Here is a 20786-nt window from a genome sequence, read left to right on the forward strand (position 1 = left end):
CGATCTCGAAACCGTGAGACACTTGCTGGCCCGCGACCCTTCGCTGGCACGCTGTCAACACGCTTATCGCAAACCGCTTTACTTCGCCGTGCGGGAAAACCAGCTCGAAGTCGCCGCCTGCCTCCTCGACCTGGATCCCGACCCCGTCGGACTCGCCGTCAACGACAGCCTGTAAGACATTGCGCGGGATCGCGGCTACGCCGAGATGGAACATCTGTTGGAGACCAAGCTCGCGGAGCGGCGAACGATGAGCGGCGAATAAATATTCTTTGCCTGACGAGACTCAAACGCGCTCCTACCGCAGCCAGGCCGGCAGGTGATCTTCGCACCTTGGTCGAGATTCGGCCTGACTTTCGAACGATCGATATCGGGCCTCGTCGAGGATCGGCTTGTGGGTTCGAACGAATGCGTCAAAATCGCTGCCGCATCACCCTGGCATGGCTGTCCCGATGCGATCCGGCAACCTCACGCTGAGGTCCAACTCTAATCCCGCGTGATTCGATTCAGCTTCTCTTCCAATTCCACCCTCTTTTCCTCGCGCGCAGCTTCGGTCGCGTCCCGTGCCACCCGCACCGGTTCCTCCACCCTGATGGTACAGTTGGAAAAAGGCAGGGGTATCTGAAAGCGATCCCAGCTTCTTAAACATATTTTCCAGCCAAGCTCGTAGGAGACAGGCAGGATGGGCAGCCCCGTGATCTGGCCCAAGGCTACCGCGCCAGTTTGCGCCCGATAGCGCGGACCCCGCGGGCCATCAGGCGTCAGCGCCAGGTCGAGTCCCGCCTCCGCGCTGGACTTCAATTCCAACATGGCCTGGGGTCCTCTTCGGCTCGAGGAGCCTCGCGCTGAAACCACGCCGAACCATTCCAAAAGCCGCGCCATCATCGCTCCGTCTTTGCTGGCGCTCACCATGGCGGCAAGCTGGCGCCCCCTGCGCCGAGGAATGAACAATCGCCGGTACAACTCCATGCACAAGGCCAGCCGATTGTGCCAAACGCAAAAAATCAACGTCTCTCCCCCGTGTCGATCCAGAATCCCTGAAGGATCATCAATCCTCACCCTCAACGTCATCCCGACCAATCGAATCAAGACGAAGATCGCAAAGGCCGCCGCGCGCTTCCTCATCGTCAAACGATGCGGCGCCCCGGTCTCCGCCCTTCGCGTCCTCGAGGAAGCCTCCATGTCACGCGCTCTTCTTCAAACACGCGCGGACCAACTGCTCCACGGTCGCGGAGGACCCGAGCATGGCGAGGGCCGCCTTCACAGCCTCGTGCGCCTCAGCCTGCTTCAATCCCAATGCCACCAGCGCCGACACCGCATCGGACGTCTTCTGCGCTTCCGGCCCGGCGGATCGCGCCTCACTCGAAGCTTCCCAAGCCCCGGCCTCGCCAATCTTATCCCTCAATTCCACAACCATCCGCTCGGCGGTCTTTTTGCCCACGCCGGAAATTTGCGAAAGAGACTTCACGTCGCCTTTGGCCACCGCGCCCCGAAACGCCACCACATTCATGCCGCTCAGAATATTCAGAGCGATTTTCGGCCCAATGCCGCTCACGGTGTGGATCAAGAGGCGGAAAAGATGTCGCTCCGACTCCGTCATGAACCCATAGAGCTGATGCGCGTCCTCCCGAATCGAGAGATGCGTGAGGATGCGCACCGGCTGACCCGGAGCGGGCAACCGGTCAAAGGAGGACAACGGGATCAGCAGCTCGTAGCCCACGCCCGCGACGTCCACCGTCACCTGCGTGGGGATGGAATCAACCAAAGTGCCCTTGAGAAACGTGATCATGCCTGCTTCCGACTACAAGTTCTTGGGGGGCGCCAATCCGTGCCGCCGCTGCTCTTGCGCGAAGACCAGCGCCAGGGCCAGCGCGTCCGCCGCATCACTCTCGGGTGGCTCGGCCAATGCCAGCATGCGTTGCACCATCCGCGCCACGGCGGGCTTGCCGGCTGCCCCGTAACCCACGATCGCCTGCTTCAATCGGCGCGGGGCGATCTCAAAAATCTCCAGGCCGGCGCAAGCCGCTGCCGCGAGAGACGCGCCGCGAGCCTCGCCCATGATCAAGGTGGTCTGATGATTCTGCGCGAAATACAACCCTTCCACCACACACACGGTCGGATGATGCGCTCTTATCGCGCTGCTGATCTCCTCGTGAATCTTCGCTAGACAGCGCGATCGCTTCCAGCCGCGGTCACACCGTACCACCCCATGAGCCATCCATGTGCATCCCTGCCTGGCCACCCGCACGACCCCAAAGCCTGTGCCACGCAAGGAAGGATCCAATCCCAACAACACCGCTCCGCTCACCGTGCTCGCCACCATCGCGACCGATCCATCATTCCCCGCCTTCGCCCGACCCGGCGGGCACCGGCCCGAAACCCGTGCCTGCATCTCGGCAAATTGCTTCAAGGATACACCCATGAGAGATCAAAATGTGGCAGCCGTACCCCGGAATGTCGAGAGCGCCGCCGCGCTCGATGAATCCTCCGGGGCATCCGCAAGTCGTCGGGGCGCGCCGTTCACGGCGCTGCCGCGCGCATCACTGACAACCTGTCGATGCACTGCGAATCCTCCGGCGCAAACCGCCAACCACCTCAACCCGCGCTCCAGCCCCCATCGATTTGCAGAGCCGATCCGGTCACAAATGCGGCCTCGTCACTCGCGAGATACAAAGCCGCCGCTGCAATTTCATCCGGCCTGCCCATGCGGCCCATCGGCTGGGATGAAGTCATCTCCTCGTACGCCTTCCGGGGGTCCGGATACTCTTTGAGCCTGGCGGTCACGAACGGCGTTTCCACCCGCCCGGGACAAATGCAATTGACCCGCACTCCCTCCCGCGCGTGATCCAGCGCCAGGCACTTGGTCAGCCCTACCACCGCAAACTTCGTGGTGCAATAGGCCAGCCGGTCTCGAATTCCCACCAAGCCTCCAATCGAAGCCAGATTCACGATCGAACCGCTGCCCCGCTCGATCATGCCCGGCAAGAATACTTTGGTCACGTTGAAGATCCCCCTGACATTCACGGCGTAAAGCCGGTCCAAATCCGCCCCTGTCGTCCCCGCCATCGTGCCCACATGCCCCACCCCGGCATTGTTCACCAGAATATCCAGTCGTCCGGATCGCGCCCGCACCGCTGCCGCCGCGGCTTCACAAGAGTTTTCCGAAACCACATCCAGGGGCCAAAACTCGGCGCGCCCACCGGACGCGGTCAACGTTTCGCAGATCGACCTGCCGGAAGCCTCATCTCGATCCGTCACCCACACGCAGGCACCCTCTTTGGCAAAACGTTCGGCGATCGCCGCGCCAATGCCCGATCCCGCGCCCGTGACGAGCGCGATTTTGTTCAGGAGTCTTGTCATATGAAATGAGTCCAGTTCTTTCAACGCGAGCCCGGATCAAGCCGGTCTCATCGCTCCGTCGGCGCCGACGCCCCGACCGGCGGCCCGGCAAATGAAAGCGAATCATCCAGCCACTGATCGGTTCGCAAAATTTGTTTCCGCTGCCGGAAGGCGAATTGGACAGCGCGGGCCTGAGCCCTTCTCACCGCCCATCCCGCGATCTGCGCCGCGCGCGGCCAGCCCGAACGCAAAGCTTGCCGGACCCATCCCACCACGGTTTCTGGCAAGTGGCGAGTCAACAACTCATCCTCCGCACTGACGTAGGCTTGCGCGCTGCCGGGATCACCCTGGCGCCCCGCCCGCCCAAACAATTGCCGGTCCACCCGCCCAGATTCGTGCCGTTCCGTGGCGATCACGTGCAAGCCCCCCTCTTGCGCAACGCCCGGTCCCAATTTGATGTCCGTGCCCCGGCCCGCCATGTTCGTCGCAATCGTCACCCGCCCAAGCTGCCCGGCTTCGCTGACGATCGCCGCCTCCTCCTGATGCCGGACGGCGTTGAGCAGGCCATAGGGTATATGCAGGGCCGAAAGACGCTCCGCCAACCGCTCACTCGCAGCCACGTTCCGCGTGCCAATCAGGATGGGTCGCCCGCTCGATGAAAGCTTCCGAATGTCCCCCACAATGGCATCCCACTTGGAACACGAGTCCGCAAAATAGCGATCCGGATGCTGAACCCGCACGCAGGGCCGGTTGGACGGAATTCGCAACACGGGCAGCCGATAAACATGCCATAGCTCCGAAGCGGATTCCGAGGCCGTTCCGGTCATGCCTCCCAATCGGTGAAACAGCCGGAAAAACCGCTGGAAACTCATCCTGGCGATCGTTTCAGAAGGATCCGTCAAGCCTAGCCCCTCCTTCGCTTCCACCGCCTGATGCAATCCTTGCCGCCAGGATCTTCCGGGCATCGGACGCCCGGTAAATTCATCAACGATGATCAAACGTCCGTCAGCCACCACGTACTGCTTGTCTCGGAGAAAGAATTCGCGGGCGGACAACGCCTGCCGCACCCACTCTTCGCGGCGATGCATGCCGCGCCAAAAGCCGTTCAAGCTGAAACTGCGGGCCGAAATCTTCTCCCGGCCCGCCTCCGTGAGTTCAATCTCGCGATAGCGCGGATCCACTCGATAGTCCTCACCAAGCTCCATGGATTCCGCCATGTCCCGCGCCGTTTCCACCGCGTCGCGGAGGTCCGCGTTTTCCCGTGGCGCCGAGATGATCAACGGAGTCACGGCCTCGTCGATCAACAAGCTGTCCGCTTCGTCCACCAAGGCCGTGTGCAGTCCGCGCAGGACCAGTCCGTCGTCTCCCTTGCCGCCCGTCTTCATCCGCCGGATTAACGTTCGCTCCGGAGCATCCACCGTTCCCACCCGCATGCGATCGCGGAGGAAATCGGCGAGCAATTCCTTGCTCGTGGTGTAGGTCACATCGCACGCATGGCCAACCCGCCGTTCCTGGGCCCCAAGATCCGCCGTGACCACTCCGGAACTCACGCCGCAAAACGCGTGCAGCGGTCGCAGCCAATCCCGGTCGCGCCGGACCAAGTAGTCATTGACCGTGACCACATGACATGGACGACCCGCCCAGCCCGCCAGGACCGCGGCGATGCCCGCGGTCAGTGTCTTCCCTTCGCCGGTGGCCATTTCCGCGAGACAACCCTGATGCAATGCAAACACGCCCAGAATCTGAACCGGGAACGGATGCAGACCGAGTTGCCGCCTCGAGGCTTCACGCAGGGCAGCCACGGCTCGAGGGAGCGCATTTTCGGATGGACGACCGCCACGCCGGACCGCGCTGGCCAAATCGCGCAATTGCTCCTGGAGTTTCTCGTCACCCATGGCCGCAAACTCCGGTTCCATCGCCAGCACACGCTCCGTGGAATTCCACAAATCACGCAGCACTTGTTCCCGCCGGGCATGGCGCCCGAGCGCCGCATGCACCACCGCGTCCAACCCCTGGTGCAGTCTCCCGGGCCGGCGATAACCCAGCCGCCGATAAACTTGCGAAGGGGTGTTCAAAGCTGATACCGGCGCTGCAGCAACTGCCGAAACCAACGGCTGAATCTCGGCAGCAAGGGCTCGGGTTTGAGAGCGAATCGTACTTTTCCAGAACGCCCGTGGAGCAACACCGCGTGCGCCGCCGCTTCCACCGGGGCTCTCACCTCGAAGAACGGCTCCACCGTCTTCAGTCCGCTGGGATCATCCGGTGCAATTGGAACGTCTCCACCGCCCGCCCAGCCCAAGGCCTGCGAGGGCAATCGCTGCTTCTCCGCCGGCACGATCCTCAACGCGCCAAGCTTCATGTTCAACCCCGCTTGACCGTGCATCCTCAATTCAGCGCCTCGCATGGACTCCGCGAACAACCGGTCTGCGTCGTCCTGCGCCACCGTCGAAACAAAATCATAACTCTGATCATCCAATACCAAACCGCAAACTGTCCCCCGTGCCAGCCATCGGCCCGCCCATTCCTGTAGGTGCGGCGCCACCCATACACCTTCATGAGCCGCGGTCACCACAAGCGACCGCCGGTCCCGCTCCAGCCGATCGAGCCGCTGTTGGGCGGAAATAAGGCGGCTTTGCAAGGGCTTGACATCCGCCGATTGCAACACGCCGGCCTGGGCTAGGCGCGCCTCCATCTCTTCCACGCTCGACTTCGCCGCGGCAATAGCCGCGTCCAGTTCAACGTTGCGCAAGAGTAGCAACGGCTGCCCCGCCCGAACCCTGGCTCCCGAGGTCTCGAAAATGCGCTCCACCTGTCCTCCAGCCAGCACTCTCGCTTCCGACCATCGTCGAGCTTCAATCACGCCCGGTGCCCTGAAATGATGCGGGAAAGGAATCAAACCCAGCGCGACGGCCAGCAATGCCACACCACACCCGGTCACCGCCCAGGCGCGCCCGCGAGTCCTCTCCAGTCTCGGATCCAACAACAGATATCGAACGAGCATGAAGGCAGGACGAATGATCCACGCGAAGATGCAAAAACCCGCCATCAACACGCCCAGCAGCAAAAAGCGGTCGGCCACGAAAAGGATAATCCCCGCAAAAACAATGGCCCGATAAACCGCGCTCGTCGATCCATACACCGTCAGCCACGCCGCCTCCCTTCGGTCCAGCGCCGGACTCGTCGAGTTCCGCACCTGGAACAAATACCGTTCCGCCAGATGACGCCAATGCTTCAAAGAACGCTCGTGCAGGTTCGGAATCTCCAGCCAATCCGAGAGCATATAGTAACCATCGAAACGCAGGAGCGGATTCAAATTGAACACCAGCGTGGAGACCGAGGCCACGAACACGATGTTGTAGGCGAGGCTGTGGACAAACCCCTGGCCCGTGGAGGCCCACACCGCCATGGCGATCGCCGCCACGAAAAGCTCCACGATCATCCCTGCCGCCCCCACCAACATGCGCTGCCAGCGGCTCCGAAATCCCCAGCTCGAGGTCGCGTCCACGTAGGGAGTCGGCATGAAAATCATGAACAGCACCCCCATCACATGGACCTCGCCTCCAAACTTGCGGCACAGATACGCGTGACCAAATTCATGAGCGATCTTGACTCCCGCCATCGCAAGATACAGCCATGGCAGATTCGAGGGAGACAGCACGCCCTCCGTCTGATCCATGAGCCCGGTCCAATGATCCGCCGCCAGCTTCAACCCCCATCCCACAACTCCCACCCAAAGCATCGCGCCCAACCAACCCAAAAGTCTCCCCACCACGGGCAGTGTTCGGACGAGGAACGCGTCCGGATCCAGCAAGGGAATCCTCAAATACATGAGGTTCAACCACTGCGATCTCGCCCGCCGCTGCTGCACCTTTTGATAACGCGAGAAGAGCTGCGCGGTGTCCGCCGCGAGATCGTACTGCAACAAGTTGCTCAAATAAAGCTGCGCCAGCAACTGAATGACCGACTCCTGGCCCGGAGCTTCGTCCGGAAATCGATCCAGGCATTCCTTCCACGCTTGCTCCACGGTCCGACCCGGCCGAAGTCGCGCGACGAACTCGTAGGCCACCGGGGTCAGCCTGAAAAACTGGTTGCTGAAGCGATCCTCCAACACCACCCACCGCTCGCCCCGGTAAAACTGCCGCCGCACCCTCACGCCCGGGCGCAAGGCGATGGATTGCCCGGCGATCCGATACCATGATTCGCTAAACGTCAGCGTGGTGTCCGTCATGATCGGCTTTCCTCCCTCACCACCAGAAAAAGAGGCGCAAGAAATCGGCGGTCCGATGCGTCAGGATCCACCACAGGGTCCGCTTTTCCACGTTGATCTTGCACACCCCGCTCATGCCCGGACGCCACCATGGCTCGATTCTGCCGGCGAGCTCGCATCGCACCACGAAGACGTTCTTGCCCTCCTTCGGGAGCGCTGCCGGCTCGATGCGCTGAATGCGAATCGGGAACTTCAATTTCGGCTGCGTGACAAATGCAATCTCCCCGGTGGACTTCTCGAGAATCTCATGCACGTCGTTCTCCTCGATTTCCGCCTCCACATAGATCGGATTCAATTTGGCCAACCGGAAAAGCGGATCGCCCAGCTTCACGGGCGACCCCAGCCTTTGCCGCAAGTCTCCCTCCACCACGATGCTGTCAAAAGGAGCGCGCAGCTCGGCTTGACGCAGCCGGAATCGAAGGATTTCCAATCGCTTCTGCGCCTGCTCGGCGAGCGCCTGGTTGATTCGCATGTCGGCCAGGCCAACCACCCGCCCGGCTGCTCGAAGACGCTCCGCGTCCGCCCGCGCCTTTTCCGCTTCCCGCAGATACCGGTTGACCTCAGCCACCGCGTTCGCTTCCTCCAACTCGAGATCCGAAGTGTCGAGTTTCAACAAAACCGCGTTGCTCGATACGACATCGCCGGGTCGCGTGGTCGATTGCGAGATGTATCCGTCAAAGGGCGAAGTCAGAAACGCTACATCTCCACTCCGCAGGATAAAACTCCCTTCCGCCCTGTAGTTAAAAATCGGCAGGAAAAGCACGACCAACCCCGCGGCGCCCGCCAGCACACCGAGCTTGGCCCAGGTCTTCTCCGGACCGAGCAAGCCTGCCAACGCTTCCCTCCCCGCCGCCGCCCAGCGCGAGCCAAACCACCGGTCCACCCTCTTCAATTCCATCAATCGTGCCGACGTTTGATCCGCCGCCAGCCTCAACTGTTCCAGCTCCGCTTCCGTAAAGGCCCCTTCTGCGCGCTCGCATGTCAGCACCGCCACGGGTTTCCCTCCCCCGCGAAGCGGAACCGAACAGAGATTCGAAGCCGATTGATCGCGAGAATACTGGGCGTGCTCACGCGCCACCAATTTCGAACTCTCCGGCGCCGGCCACACAATTTCGTCATCCTGATCGAGCGACTCCTCCATCAACACCTCGATGGCCTTCACCGCCGCCATGTGCTTGTCGAATCGATCCACCCGGCTGATGGCTTGCAGCCTGACGTAGCCCCCGTCAAGCCAGCCCAGGGTCACTCGTTCGCAGCGGAACCGCGTAGCCAAAGCGTTGCACAAGGACAGCGCCGCCGACAAAAAACGCTTTTCTTGATTGACCTGAACCAGCGTGTCTAGGACCGAGGCAAACCTTTCAGCCTCCTGCCGCGAAGCCTCGATTTCCCGCTGTTGCCGGTACGCAGCCGGCACATCCGCTACCAGCCGCAAACGCGCCAATGACTCCCGGGCCTGCTCAACAGCGGTCTGCTCGACCAGGCAGGCCACCACACAGTGCTCCCGAGCCCCAGCCGGAAGCGGAACCAAGGCGGCCACCGAAAAATCTGTGGCCAATTCCAAGGACCCGGACAGAGGTAGAAGCGCCTGCCCTTGTGTCACCGTTTCCTCCAGCGTTTTGCCCATCGAGCGCAAAAACAATTGCACCGCCGGACTGGCGTGGCCCTGCCCGGATGCCGACCATTCAGCCAGCTTCTTCAGCCGGTCCGGCTGCGCCGCGTCGCGCAACAATAAATAACCCCGCGTGGCCCCGGTGATCTTGGCCGCGGCGGACAGATAACCGGCCCAAAACTCCCCGGCGGGCCCGGTCAATTGCCTCATCCGTACCATTTCCCTCAGGCCATCCTCCAAGGCCTGAGCCCATCCCTCGCGCACGGTAAGCATGACTATTCCTGAAACCTCATTTTTCCGGCGACCCCCGGACGCACCGTCCCGGACGGATTGGCAAAGAGCACTTTCACTTTCATCAACCCGCTGGCTGGATCAGCAATCGGAGAAACGAACACAACTTTCCCACGCGTTTTGTGCGGCTCGCCCCCTTCGCCAATCTCCAACTCGACCTCCTGCTCCACTCGCAAGGCACGGCCGAAACGCGCCTCCACATTGCAAACGAAATAGCATTGGCGCGTGTCCACCAGCCGAATCACAGCCTGCTGCGCCTGGCAGGCTTCGCCCGGCTGCAGGAAAACCTCGGCGATGGTCCCTTCGAAAGGAGCCCGGACCACACGCCGTCGCAATTGTTCCTCCGCCAGCTCGTGTTCCACTTTAGCCACTTCGTATTCCAGCAAACGACGCTCAACATCGACCTTTGGCGTGGAGCTGTCGGGTTTCTCGAACAACGCCTTGGTGACCTCGTACTCCGCCTTGCTCTGGGCATGCACCGCCTTGCGCCGCATCACCTCCAATTCTTCCAGCCGTCGATCGAGTTCCACCAACACGTCGCCCTGCCGCACTTTGTCTCCTTCCTTCACCTTCCGCAGGGCCAGCACCCCGGGCACCGGACTGCTCAAAGTCGCGTCCAAAATCGATTCGGTAATGCCCGTGGCGGAGTGGGCCGCCGCCCATGCCGACCCCGCGGCGATCACCACCAACAACAGGACGACACGCCACCAGACGGCCTCGCGTCGAGTCACCGCAGCACGGCCAGAGCTCACCGCAAAATCAAGTCTGTTCATGATTCACTCCAAGCGCAAAGTCCTCAATATTGACGATTCTCCATGAAAAAGCGAGCTTTCCCGAAAACCCGCATATTTCACCGGTGCATCCCGATGTTGCCGGTGATGCAGGTAAGGCGCGTCCGTCCCGGCGCCCCGCCGGAGCATGATGTTTTGCATCGAGTGGGCGGCGGGCTGGGACAGGCCCGCCCTACCAACAACATCGGGATACACGGATATTTCACAACGGTGTATCCAGAGGTTTTTGGTGACCACGTTGTCATGGTCACGCAGACAGCCCTGTCTGCTTTAGCGCAGGCTGCCCAGCCGGCGGGGCGACGAAGGGAACCCGGCGCGTGGAGAACACGGAAGGGCCTCGTTCTTCACCCGCCGGGCCGACGGGCCGTCGGCGATACGGCAGGCTGGCAGCCTGCGCCAGACGACAGACAACCTCTGGATGCACCGAACGACTGAGAAGTCTCCACCGCAAGCTTGCCCTCTCTTCCGGTTTGCCATCATGCTTGAATCTCGATGGACCACCGATCGAGACGCACTGATTTTGCCATCCCCTGGATGCTGCTTCTCCTCTTGTCCTCCACCCCCCTTGAGGCCGAAGACATCAGCCTGATCCGTATCGGAGAGCCATGGCGCTTCATCGAGGCTACCCAGCGCACGGAGGACTGGATCCAACCCGGATTTGATGACGTGTCCTGGACCGAAGGCCGGTCTGGATTCAGCCTGGGCTATGGGTCCTACGACGAAGCCACCACCCTGCCTTTTACCCTCGGTCTGACTTACCGTTTCCGAAAACGTTTCCAGGTCGAGAACCTGGCGTCCATTCAGTGGCTCATCCTCCGCCTTGATTATCGGGATGGGCTGGTCGCTTATTTGAACGGGAAGGAATTCCTCAGACGGGGCCTTCAAGGAGTGTCAGGCACCCCGGTCGCGCCGGAAACCGCGGCGCTTTCCAGGATCCGGGCGGGCGCCGAAGACATCGATATTTCCGAGTTCAAGAAACTGCTGGTCGCGGGCGAGAATATTCTAGCCATTCAGGTGCATGGCTGGACCTCGGGGGCTTACGGTCTTGCCCTCGCCCCTGAACTTCTCGCCAACTTCAACCGGGGCCCCTTCCTCCAAAGCGCCACGGAAAGCTCCATCAAAGTGGTGTGGAGGACACCCAAACCCACGGAAGGTTTCGTCGTTCATGGCCCCACCTCGGCCGGTCCCTGGACCACGAACCATTCCGCCATGGCCACAGAACACGCCGTCCTGGTCCCGGGTCTGAACCCCGGCGAACTCCGCCATTACCGCATCGAATCCCGCAGTTCCGATGGTGCCCACGCCGTGTCCGCCTTGTCCACGTTCAAGACCGCCAAAGCCTCCGGAGATTTTCGGCTCGCGGTCATCGGGGACAGCGGCGTCGGGTCGCTGGCGCAATTGCGGGTCGCCGACCTGCTGCGCGCGGGTCAACCGGACATCGTCCTCCACACCGGAGACATCATTTACCCCGACTTCCATTTCACGAGAGCCGATCTCCGCTGTTTGAGCGTGTATGGCCGCCACATGCGCACCACGCCCTACTATTTTGCCATCGGCAATCACGATCTCTACTCGGGGCCCCAGCATTTCCGCGACACGTTTCATTTCCCCACCAACTCGGTGTTCGGCAATGAGGACTTTTATTCTTTCGACCACGCGGATCTCCATGTGGCCGTGGTTCTGGTCCCCTATTTCAGCCAATACGCGCCCACTCCCGGCGACCCTCAACACCGCTGGCTGGAGCAGGACCTGGCGGCGTCGAAGAAGCCATGGAAGATCATCATCATGCATCATCCAATGATGACGTCCAGCGCCCATCGATTTGACGACTACAATTTCAACCGGGTGCCGGATCGCGATGAAACGCGGGATTACATTCTCCCCCTCGCCACTCGCTACGGAGTCCAACTTGTGTTCAGCGGGCACGATCATGTCTTTGAACGATTCAATCCGACTCGAGGGGTCCACGCCTTCGTCACGGGGGGAGGCGGGGTTTACCTCTATGGATTGACCAGCCCTGACGCCGCCAGCGCCCAGCTCTACATCACGCATCACGCCATCTTTGTCACCGCCACCAACCAGGTCATGCGAGTGCGCGGCATCGACTCGTTCCAACGCGAATTCGACTACTCGATCATCGGGCGCGAGGCTCCCGCTCCGCAAACCTTCCTCGCCACCCGGGAAACCATCGGCATGGAAACCGGCCCCGCCAATGACGACGATGGCAATATCCGCGGCCAGAGTTTTGGTTTCCGGGGATCCGCCATCCCGGCCAAGGCCGGCCAGGAGTCTAATCTCGGCGAACTCCGAGTCAGCCATGACGGCTCCCATCTTTTCCTCGGCCTCTCCAGCGTCATGCTCTATCCGCACCAGGAAATCTGCTTGTTCCTGCAACACTCCCGAGTTCCCGGCGTCCCTTCGCTCGCGGGACTGGGCAACGGCAAACCCGACCCCTTTTCCGAAGGCGCCGATGCTTTGGATTTTCTCGAGGAACTCCGGTTCGAAGATTTCGCTCCGTCGCTCGCGCTGGTGCTGGGCGACGAGTTCGCGGACTCCACGCTGAAGGAGTTTCAACGCCCCGACATGAATTTGCCCGGCGGCCAGGGCGCTTTTCTCCTCAAAGCCGGCTTTCCGTCGGTTTCCGAAGTGAGCATTCAACAATTCAATCGTTCACCTCAGTCAGGCACGGTCACGTACGAGCGCAATGCGGACTTCATCAAGGTCGCCATCCCTCTCACCCTGTTCGGCGGCATCCATTTCGGTGACGAGGTGAAGGTTGCCGCGGTGGTGGCATCGGAACCCCCCGAGGCGTTGACTCGTCCCCCGGCGCGAGTATTGGACACGGGATTCCACGGTCATTCCCTCCGGACGAACGCCACCGGCCAAATGCTGATCAAACCGCTGACGGTCGCTCTGGCCCCGGATCGCGACGATCCTGACGACGATGGTTTGCGCAACGAGGATGAGTTATTGCACGACACGAATCCCAACGTGGCCGATAGTGACGGCGACGGCTTGCCGGATGGATGGGAAGTCCGTTACGGGAGCAACCCTCTCGTTGCAGACGCTCATCTCGATCCCGACCTGGATTCGATGTCCAACTGGGCCGAATTCCGCGCCGGCACCGACCCTCGTTCAGGTGCCTCCAGATTGACCTTGTCCGCCACCCTGCTCCCCACAGGCTTGGAGCTTCGATGGACAGGCGCGCCCGGACGCTCCTACATTCTCCAGGAAGCGTTGACTCCGGCGGGTCCTTACACCGATCTCCTGTTTTCCGGATTCCCACGACTCTCTCAAGGCGGCGAGGAAATCGTCCGGATCATCGTCCCGCAAGGATTTGGACGGACGATTCGATTCCTTCGTCTGCGTATGACGCCGTAGGAACAATGCCCCTGTTGCACGGTTCTTAAGGCCGGCGAGAGCGTCCGGAGGCCACGGTCCGCGAGTCGAACAACGGTCCCCGGGCTTGGAACGGCTTGCCTCCGAGTTCGACATAGACTTTCTCCACCTGGGCCGAAAAGAAGCTTCCCACGTAACGTTCGATGCGGGGATTCGATTTCAGACGAGCCTTGATCGCATCGACCGAGCTCTTGACCTCGTCGGCGGACTTCCCGGCGTCCACCAGTTGTTTCACCTCGGCCCGAAGTTGGACGAAATACCGGTGCTGATCCTCCAAGACTTCAGGTCCGCCCACCGGGCCATGCCCCGGGCAGATCGTCTTGGCTCCCAATTTCATGGCCGCTTCCAGGGTCTGGATCCACTGTCCGATATCGCCGTCGCCAGTGAAGTTGTACGGGCCATTCACGCAGGCATCACCCGTGAAGAGAATTTTTTCCTTGGGCAGCCAGGCAAATCCGTCGCCGCGCGTGTGCGCCATGCCGAGGTGCAATAATTCGACCCTCTTCTTGCCATCGTCGAAGATCATTTCTTTTCGAAAGAGCAGCGTCGGCGGCTTGAGCTTGGACGCGGCCACATCGGCGCGTCCCTTGGCCGCCTCTTCCCAGCGGCCGGGCGCTCCGCCGTAGTAACCGGTTTCGTACTTTTTCATCTCCTCCACCACGCCCTCATGCGCGACGGGAATGGCGCCAGCCTCCACCCACACTTGATTGCCGTAGGCGTGGTCCCCGTGGTGATGGGTGTCGAAGGCAAATCGAATGGGTTTGTCGGAGGTTTCCTTGATCTTGGGAATGACGGCTTTGGCGCCGGAAGGAAAATTGCCGTCCACGACCAGCACGTAATCGTCGAAAACGATCCATCCGTTGTTGCAGTGCCCAAACCGGCCCAGGTCGCCCTCGTGAAAATAGATGCCGGGCTGGACTTGCTCCACCTTTCCCACTTCCGCCACCGCCAGGGCGGCGCTGACGAAGGCCGCCAGCATCAGACCGACCGGACGGCGGAATGCGTCGATTTGGGCACTCACAGAGAAGGCTGGAGATCGTGAAGAATAGTTCATGGCAAATGAAGGTTGGGATCGCTGAACGGGGAAACTACCATGAGGGGATCGAGCCGGACAAGGGTCCAAAACTCCCTGGTCCGCGGACCGGGGAATTCCCAATTCATCTCGCCGCTTCAGCTTCGCATTCAAAGGTTCTCTCCCATTGACTTCAGCAAGAGGTTCCTCCCGCAAGCAATCAAACCCAAGTCCGCCCGCGCTTCGACGCAACAACACAACGATGGTGTCGTTCCTCCGACAGAATGGACGCCGAGCGTGGATTATGCTGAGGACTTGAAAGCACGTTGTCACGCTCGGGAGCCGCGCAAGGCCGGATCCCCGGCGGTGCCGCTCTGGCGAAGCCTTTGGATCGCCCGCCTTGATCAGCCCGTGCATGGCGCTTCCCTCGCTTTTCTTCGGATCGCGTTCGGATGCTTGATGTTTTTGGAAACACGTTCCCTTCAGGCGCCTTCTCCCATCACGAACCAGCATATTCCATTGGAAACCTATTTCTCCGGGTTCGATCTGAAATTTTCGCTTCCTTACGCATGGTTTTCCTGGGTGCCGATGCTTCCTCCTCAGGGTTTCGAGGTGCTCTGCGGCGTGCTTTCCATCTGCTCGCTGTCCGTGGCCCTGGGATTTGTTTTCCGCCTCTCCAGTTTGGGGCTCTTCCTGAGCTGGGGTTACTTGTTCGTGGTCGAATCAACACGCACTTACTGGCAAAGCCACTATTACCTCGAACTTCTCATCGCGGGGTTGCTCGTCCTCACCCCTGCCGCCAAGGCCGCCAGTGTGGACGGCTGGCTCCGGCGTCGTTCGAAACCAGACCGTCGAGTGCCGGGATGGACCGTGATCCTTCTCCGAGGTCAGCTGTTCTTGGCCTACCTTTTCGGGGGCATCTCCAAGCTGAACGCGGACTGGCTTTTGGACGCCACTCCGGTGCGCTGGTTCCTCACGCGGGACCATGTCACTGCGCCACTGATCCCTTACCTGTCGTCCACGCAACTCGCTTTCGTCAAAGAGTTCCTCCATCAGCCTGGTCTCGCCTTTGGCATCAGCTACGCCGGGTGCCTCTTCGATTTGACTGCGGGCGCGCTGCTGCTGATTCCGCGCACCCGATGGTTCGGCCTGGGTTGCATGACCGTGTTTCATTTTACCAACCGGTTCGTGATATTTGACGATATTGACTGGTTCCCATTGCTCGGCCTTCTTTCCGCCACCATTTTTCTCGAGCCGGACTGGCCCCTCCGTTTTTGGGGATGGTTGCGTCACCCGCGCTGGCGCTCGCCAGATTGGAGCTGGTTTTGGCCCGGCTTGGGCCTCGTTCCGGGCGTCGGGGCCCTGTTGGGTTGGAAGATGAGGAGCGCCCCACCACCTGCACCATCCTCCTCCATGACCCCTTGGCCCGTCCACTGGGGAGCCCGATTCACCTTGATTTGGCTCCTCCTCCAAGGGGTCCTACCGATGCGGCACTTCTTGATCGCGGGCGATGCTCGCCTGACGGCGGAGGGGCTGCCCTTCAGCTGGCGTCTCAAAGCGGATGTTTATCAAACCGCCACCTGCGAGATCTCCATTCATGATCCACAGCTCTTGACTTCACCAGCCAGCTCCAACCACTTCTCATGGGGAAACTATCAGGGGGCTCCACTGCTTTTTCGAAAAGTCGATGCGGGAAGACTGCCCTGGACCACTCTCCCTGAAATGGTCGTGCTTCTGGAGCCCATCGTAGGCTATCGAATTCTCTATAATCCCTTCGGCGCTCCAGAAAAGATCAGCGATGAAAGCCAGGCAAGGTCGCGCGCTTCCAAGCTCTGGAGGGAACTTTACGGGCGCGAGCCGGAAAGGATCCAAACGGCCGTGGCTCCCAAGGACGCCTTCTACCACCTCTGGAACCGGCTCAGTCGAAGGGACCAAAGCGAAGTGTCCGCCGCCTTTGCGGGATCCACCCGGACTCCCGCCTCCGCCGCCATTCAAAGCGTCTTGGGCTATCTCCAATCTCAACCCGATGGCGGATGGGGAGGAGAATCCGGTCTGGACGCCCATCACGGACCGCCGGAGGAGCTCTTCTCTTTCCTGCGCACTTTCCCGCCCTTCCTCCTTGATGGTTCCGAACAACCTCATGGCCCATTCCTTTTGCTGGAAGACTCCGAGGTCTTGGACTTGGATGCGCGGGGAGCAGGAAGAATCCGCGAGCATCATTGGAACCGGGGATTTCTGCACACCTCCCCTGCCCCCCTCCATCCTCCTTCATCGATCCCGATCACCGTATTGACGATGGACTCGGGATTAGGGGTGCGCGGTTTCATGCCACAGACGTTCGTCATGAACCGCCTCCGGCAACCCTCGATGCCCCCGCGTGTGGTCTGGAATCATGTCCGGGACGCGACCAAGTCGAAGCTTCTTCATATCGGTTACAACCCATTCCTCCTGCGTCGCTACGCGTTGCGAGTGGCCGCGTGGTGGGAAGCGCGCTACGGACGCCGCCCCAAAGTGCTTGCCGCTACTGCGGTTTCCTTGAATCGCCGCCCCTTCCAACCCGTGGTCGATCCTGGAGTGGACCTGGCCTCCACCCAAGTCCACCCCTGGAAACACAATGCGTGGATTTTAGATCTGGAGACACCGCGCATCCCGCGAGAGGCCCTGTCGCAAACTTGGACCCGAGACGCCCGTCGTCCTTAGGGAGGGGCTCGCTGGATTCGGTATTTAGTCCGGGCCATCCGGCTATTCACGAGCGGAGACGTAGGCCTTGCGAGCCGCGAACTCCAGATCGACACGGGGCCAATCGTCCCGAAAGAGAGTGAAGGTCACCCATTCCGGACCACATTCCGGAATGGCTTCCGCCCCGGATGCCAAGGCGCGGACTTTCATGCGGTCGTCCAACCGAAACGCGACCGCGTTCATGCCGTACGCGAACGAGAATATCGTGCCACCGGTGGAGGCGATTTCACAGCCATGGGATGTTGGACGTGACCCGTGCCTCTGAACATCGCCCAACAGCTTCAAAGCCTCACCGAAAGCTTGCGTGATGTCCGAATGGGCGCTGAGGTTCGCCGAAAATGCCAGCACCCGGGAATTCCGGTGAGTGCGAAGCGCTTCTGGAACTTCTCGGCTCATGCCGCCACGTGAGTTGCGAATCCGGTCGAGACCTGATTCTCCATCACTAACCTCACCTGCCCTTAGCGCCGAATCAATCCCCCCACCCCGGAGGGCAAGCGATGCAGGATGGAAACCTCCTGTTCGCTCAATGCACGATTGAACACGGAGAGTTCGTCATACATGCCAATGTAGGAAAGCCCGATCATCATGTGGGCCGCCTCCAGATCCCAATGATAGGTCTGGACTCGCGGCGAAAGCATCGCGGCCGGCTTCCCGTCCAGGTACAGCCGCGCCAAGCCATCGCCTTCGCCCGTATTAAATCCTTCCCACGTAAACACGACGTGGGTCCATCGGTCCCCCGCGAAGGGCGGCTGCAACACCGTGGTCAACGGCTTCTCTTCAAACGGAATATCATCCCATTTTCGATTGCCTGGATTCCACACCTTGAAATCGGCGTAGGCGCCGAGCCGGAACGGGATCGAGTTGGTCTTCTTTTCGAACTCGACGAAAAACGAGGCATCATTCCAGTCCTTCGGCGTGATTTGAATCGGATCGCAATATCCCTGAGCCAGTTCCCGAGCGGGATCCACCTTGAGCCACAAGGAGACCGTCCCCGCCCATGGCCCGGTCGAGTACGCCACGTTGTCCTTGGCTTTGAAGAACACCGCCTCCGGAATCTTTTTCGTAAACCGCAGGGCATGACCAAACCGGCCCTGGTCTTTCACCATCTCGACCGTCCCCTGGGCCGGCAATCCGGGCACAGGCACGCGCGGACGTTTGGTGGACACCGCATGATAGAGCTGGCCGTCACCCCGTGCCCAATCCGCGTTCAATCCATGATCAAAGGAAGCATGAAAAGTCAGCGCGCTCCGCAGCTCCGAGGACTTCCCGCCACCGACCGTGCCACAACCCGTCAAGCCCAACACAAACAGCGCAACGAGTCCTGGCAGTGCAATTCTGGAAACCGAACACCCGATCAGAGTTGAATGGGGAGTGAACATGATGCCTCAACCCTCAGACAAAGCCCGGCAGAAGTCGAGCCTGGCTGACGAGCGCTCCCGATCACCGGTGCATCCCGATGTTGCCGGGGATGCAGGTAGGGCGCGTCCGTCCCGGCGCGCCGCCGGAGCATGATGTTTTGCATCCAGTGGGCGGCGGGCTGGGACAGGCCGGCCCTACCAACAACATCGGGATACACGGCCCGATCACCGAATCCTCCAAACTCGCACCAAACCTTCCACCCGTTCGAGCGGCGTCGGCCCCCAAGCGCGCCCGTCGTGACTCGACAGGGTGTTGTCCCCGAGCAAAAGCACCTCTCGATCTCCCAACACGACGAAGCTTTGGCCGTTGGGAAATCTTCGAGCCATGGCAGGGTCGCTCCCTGCGGCCCGCAGCGCTTCCGCATGAGCATATCCCCCGGAAACCAGACCCCATCGAAAATCGTTCGAGCTTGCCCCCGGACTGTCTGAACGGGATCGAATCGCCAGCCGGCCATCGTCTTCAATGGACACTCGCTCACCCGGTAACCCCGCCAATCGTTTGAGGTAAATACGCCCCGCATCGAGTCCCGGGATCCCGGGCGATCCTCGAAATGCGACGATGTCGCCTCGCCCCGGGCGCCTCCAATGAAACGTCCACTGATCGATCCATACCCAGTCTCCTGGCTCCAGCGCGGGCGCCATCGATGCCGAGGAAATGGTCGCGGGATAAATGAAGAAGGCCCTTACCGCGAGGCCGGAAACCACCGCCGCAAACGCCGCCGCCAAGATGCCGTTCAGTCCACGTGCCACCCGAATCGGTCACTTAAGGGCCAGAACACGAAGCCCGACTTGCCAATCACGTATTCCCTCGGAAAGTCACCCCAGGCCCGGGAATCATGACTGTTCATGGTGTTGTCGCCCATGGTTAAATAATGCCCCGGACGCACCACGAACTCCGCCTTCCCATCGGGGAAGAGTGGCGCAATGCCCCCTTTTCCGTTCTGCCTTGCCACGGTGTCGTTGACATGCCCCGACCAAACGTCCGTCTTTGGCCGGCTGGATGGGGAAAAGGCATACAAGTTTTCGAAATACCGCGTCGAGGAGTCGAGACGCTTGCCGTCGATGACCAGGTGGCGGTCGTCTCCCACTTGCACCTTTTCGCCCCCCATCGCCACCAGTCGCTTGATGTAATGGGTATGCCTGATCAGACCTTCTTTGGTCCGGGATTCGAACACAACCGTTTCGCCCCGCCGAGGCTGGCGAAAATTGTAGGTCAGAGTGTTCACAAATAAATGATCCCCGCTCGTCATCCTGAATCGAACCATGTCCTGACCGGATTTGAAAGCCTGACCGGGATACAGTCCGGCGTACTCGTAGAATTTCTCCGGAGGAAACCAAACATGATAGGGCTTGTCCCCCACCACAAAGGTCAGCCGTTTGATGAAGGGAAAAATCGTTTTCGCATCGCGCATGTCCCGGACCTGACCATCGGCCTCCGCGACCACACGGTAGTACTTTCGCCCATACAACCACGACTCGGCCCATTTTTTGAGCCCGGTGGGATTCTTGATTTCGGGGCGGTGCAGCAGGTTTTCCGTGGTAATGCCCCAGAGCGTGGGCTGGGCGGAGCCCGAGGGAATCGCCATGGGCTGAAAGAAAAACGCCCGGCAGGCCAGCACGACGGAAGCCACCACCAGCAGCATCTCGATGTGTTCCCGCAGGCTGGGGCTCGGATACGGCTTCAAACGGCGGTTGGCGACTTCCTCCAGCACCGTGACCGCCGCCATGATCGGCTCACGCCCGGAGGCCGTCATGATCTGGGCGCGAAACACACGCCTGGCCTCGTCCAATTCCGCCAGAGCGTCCGGAGCCAGGAGGTCGCGCTGAGCCTGGCGCACCTTGCGAACCTGGCTTCCAAACTCCACCGCCTGGCGAAAAGTCCGGCTCGTGAACCATTTGAAAATCCATCGCATCGTTTCCATAA

The 20786-nt window shown here is 60.9% G+C and carries 16 protein-coding genes; 3 read left to right on the top strand and 13 right to left on the bottom strand.

Annotation, left to right across the window (positions count from 1 at the left end):
* Positions 1-483 precede the first annotated feature (483 nt).
* From FJ404_04515 to FJ404_04550, 8 genes are all read right to left on the bottom strand, one after another.
* Positions 484-1179 carry a DUF374 domain-containing protein gene (locus tag FJ404_04515; protein ID MBM3822150.1) on the bottom strand — a complete coding sequence of 232 codons (696 nt, stop codon included), beginning with the start codon at positions 1177-1179 and terminating at the stop codon, positions 484-486.
* A 1-nt stretch (position 1180) separates the two neighbouring features.
* The gene (ruvA, locus tag FJ404_04520; GenBank protein ID MBM3822151.1) at positions 1181-1786 is read right to left on the bottom strand and encodes a Holliday junction branch migration protein RuvA; all 606 of its coding nucleotides are present in this window, start codon (positions 1784-1786) and stop codon (positions 1181-1183) included.
* 12 nt (positions 1787-1798) lie between these two features.
* Positions 1799-2419 carry a crossover junction endodeoxyribonuclease RuvC gene (gene ruvC, locus FJ404_04525; GenBank protein ID MBM3822152.1) on the bottom strand — a complete coding sequence of 207 codons (621 nt, stop codon included), beginning with the start codon at positions 2417-2419 and terminating at the stop codon, positions 1799-1801.
* 173 nt (positions 2420-2592) lie between these two features.
* Positions 2593-3357, bottom strand: coding sequence for a glucose 1-dehydrogenase (locus FJ404_04530; protein ID MBM3822153.1), 765 nt, complete (start codon positions 3355-3357; stop codon positions 2593-2595).
* Positions 3358-3404: 47 nt separating this feature from the next.
* The gene (locus tag FJ404_04535) at positions 3405-5489 is read right to left on the bottom strand and encodes a prepilin peptidase (GenBank protein ID MBM3822154.1); all 2085 of its coding nucleotides are present in this window, start codon (positions 5487-5489) and stop codon (positions 3405-3407) included.
* Positions 5408-7564, bottom strand: coding sequence for a hypothetical protein (locus FJ404_04540; GenBank protein MBM3822155.1), 2157 nt, complete (start codon positions 7562-7564; stop codon positions 5408-5410). The genes FJ404_04535 and FJ404_04540 overlap by 82 nt, the downstream gene beginning before the upstream one ends.
* A gap of 16 nt (positions 7565-7580) precedes the next feature.
* Entirely contained in the window at positions 7581-9485 is a 1905-nt protein-coding gene (locus FJ404_04545) for an HlyD family efflux transporter periplasmic adaptor subunit (protein MBM3822156.1), read from the bottom strand.
* Positions 9486-9487: 2 nt separating this feature from the next.
* Positions 9488-10276: an efflux RND transporter periplasmic adaptor subunit gene (locus FJ404_04550; GenBank protein ID MBM3822157.1), complete on the bottom strand. Its 789-nt coding sequence runs from the start codon at positions 10274-10276 to the stop codon at positions 9488-9490.
* A gap of 93 nt (positions 10277-10369) precedes the next feature.
* Between FJ404_04550 and FJ404_04555 the strand changes: the two genes are divergently transcribed.
* On the top strand, positions 10370-10729 hold the full coding sequence (locus FJ404_04555; protein MBM3822158.1) for a hypothetical protein: 360 nt from the start codon (positions 10370-10372) through the stop codon (positions 10727-10729).
* Between the two features lie 57 nt (positions 10730-10786).
* Positions 10787-13675 carry a hypothetical protein gene (locus tag FJ404_04560; GenBank protein MBM3822159.1) on the top strand — a complete coding sequence of 963 codons (2889 nt, stop codon included), beginning with the start codon at positions 10787-10789 and terminating at the stop codon, positions 13673-13675.
* A gap of 25 nt (positions 13676-13700) precedes the next feature.
* On the opposite strand, the gene FJ404_04565 is transcribed toward FJ404_04560, so the two are convergent.
* Positions 13701-15218, bottom strand: a complete 1518-nt coding sequence (locus FJ404_04565) for an MBL fold metallo-hydrolase (protein ID MBM3822160.1) — start codon at positions 15216-15218, stop codon at positions 13701-13703.
* Between FJ404_04565 and FJ404_04570 the strand changes: the two genes are divergently transcribed.
* Positions 14787-17405 (top strand): hypothetical protein, encoded by a 2619-nt coding sequence (locus FJ404_04570; GenBank protein MBM3822161.1) that lies wholly within the window; start codon positions 14787-14789, stop codon positions 17403-17405. The two genes, FJ404_04565 and FJ404_04570, sit on opposite strands and share 432 nt — an antisense overlap.
* 42 nt (positions 17406-17447) lie before the next feature.
* Here the strand turns inward: FJ404_04570 and FJ404_04575 are convergent, their stop codons facing one another.
* The 4 genes from FJ404_04575 to lepB (FJ404_04590) form a co-directional block, all read right to left on the bottom strand.
* A complete protein-coding gene (locus FJ404_04575) occupies positions 17448-17840 on the bottom strand; it encodes a hypothetical protein (GenBank protein ID MBM3822162.1) in 393 nt (130 codons plus the stop codon).
* 62 nt (positions 17841-17902) lie between these two features.
* A complete protein-coding gene (locus FJ404_04580; GenBank protein MBM3822163.1) occupies positions 17903-18823 on the bottom strand; it encodes a LamG domain-containing protein in 921 nt (306 codons plus the stop codon).
* A 204-nt stretch (positions 18824-19027) separates the two neighbouring features.
* Positions 19028-19618, bottom strand: coding sequence for a signal peptidase I (lepB, locus tag FJ404_04585; GenBank protein MBM3822164.1), 591 nt, complete (start codon positions 19616-19618; stop codon positions 19028-19030).
* The gene (gene lepB, locus FJ404_04590; GenBank protein ID MBM3822165.1) at positions 19597-20784 is read right to left on the bottom strand and encodes a signal peptidase I; all 1188 of its coding nucleotides are present in this window, start codon (positions 20782-20784) and stop codon (positions 19597-19599) included. Before lepB (FJ404_04590) ends, lepB (FJ404_04585) begins: the two co-directional genes overlap by 22 nt.
* Positions 20785-20786: the final 2 nt, after the last annotated feature.

This window comes from Verrucomicrobiota bacterium, assembly GCA_016871495.1.
Classification (GTDB): domain Bacteria; phylum Verrucomicrobiota; class Verrucomicrobiia; order Limisphaerales; family VHDF01; genus VHDF01.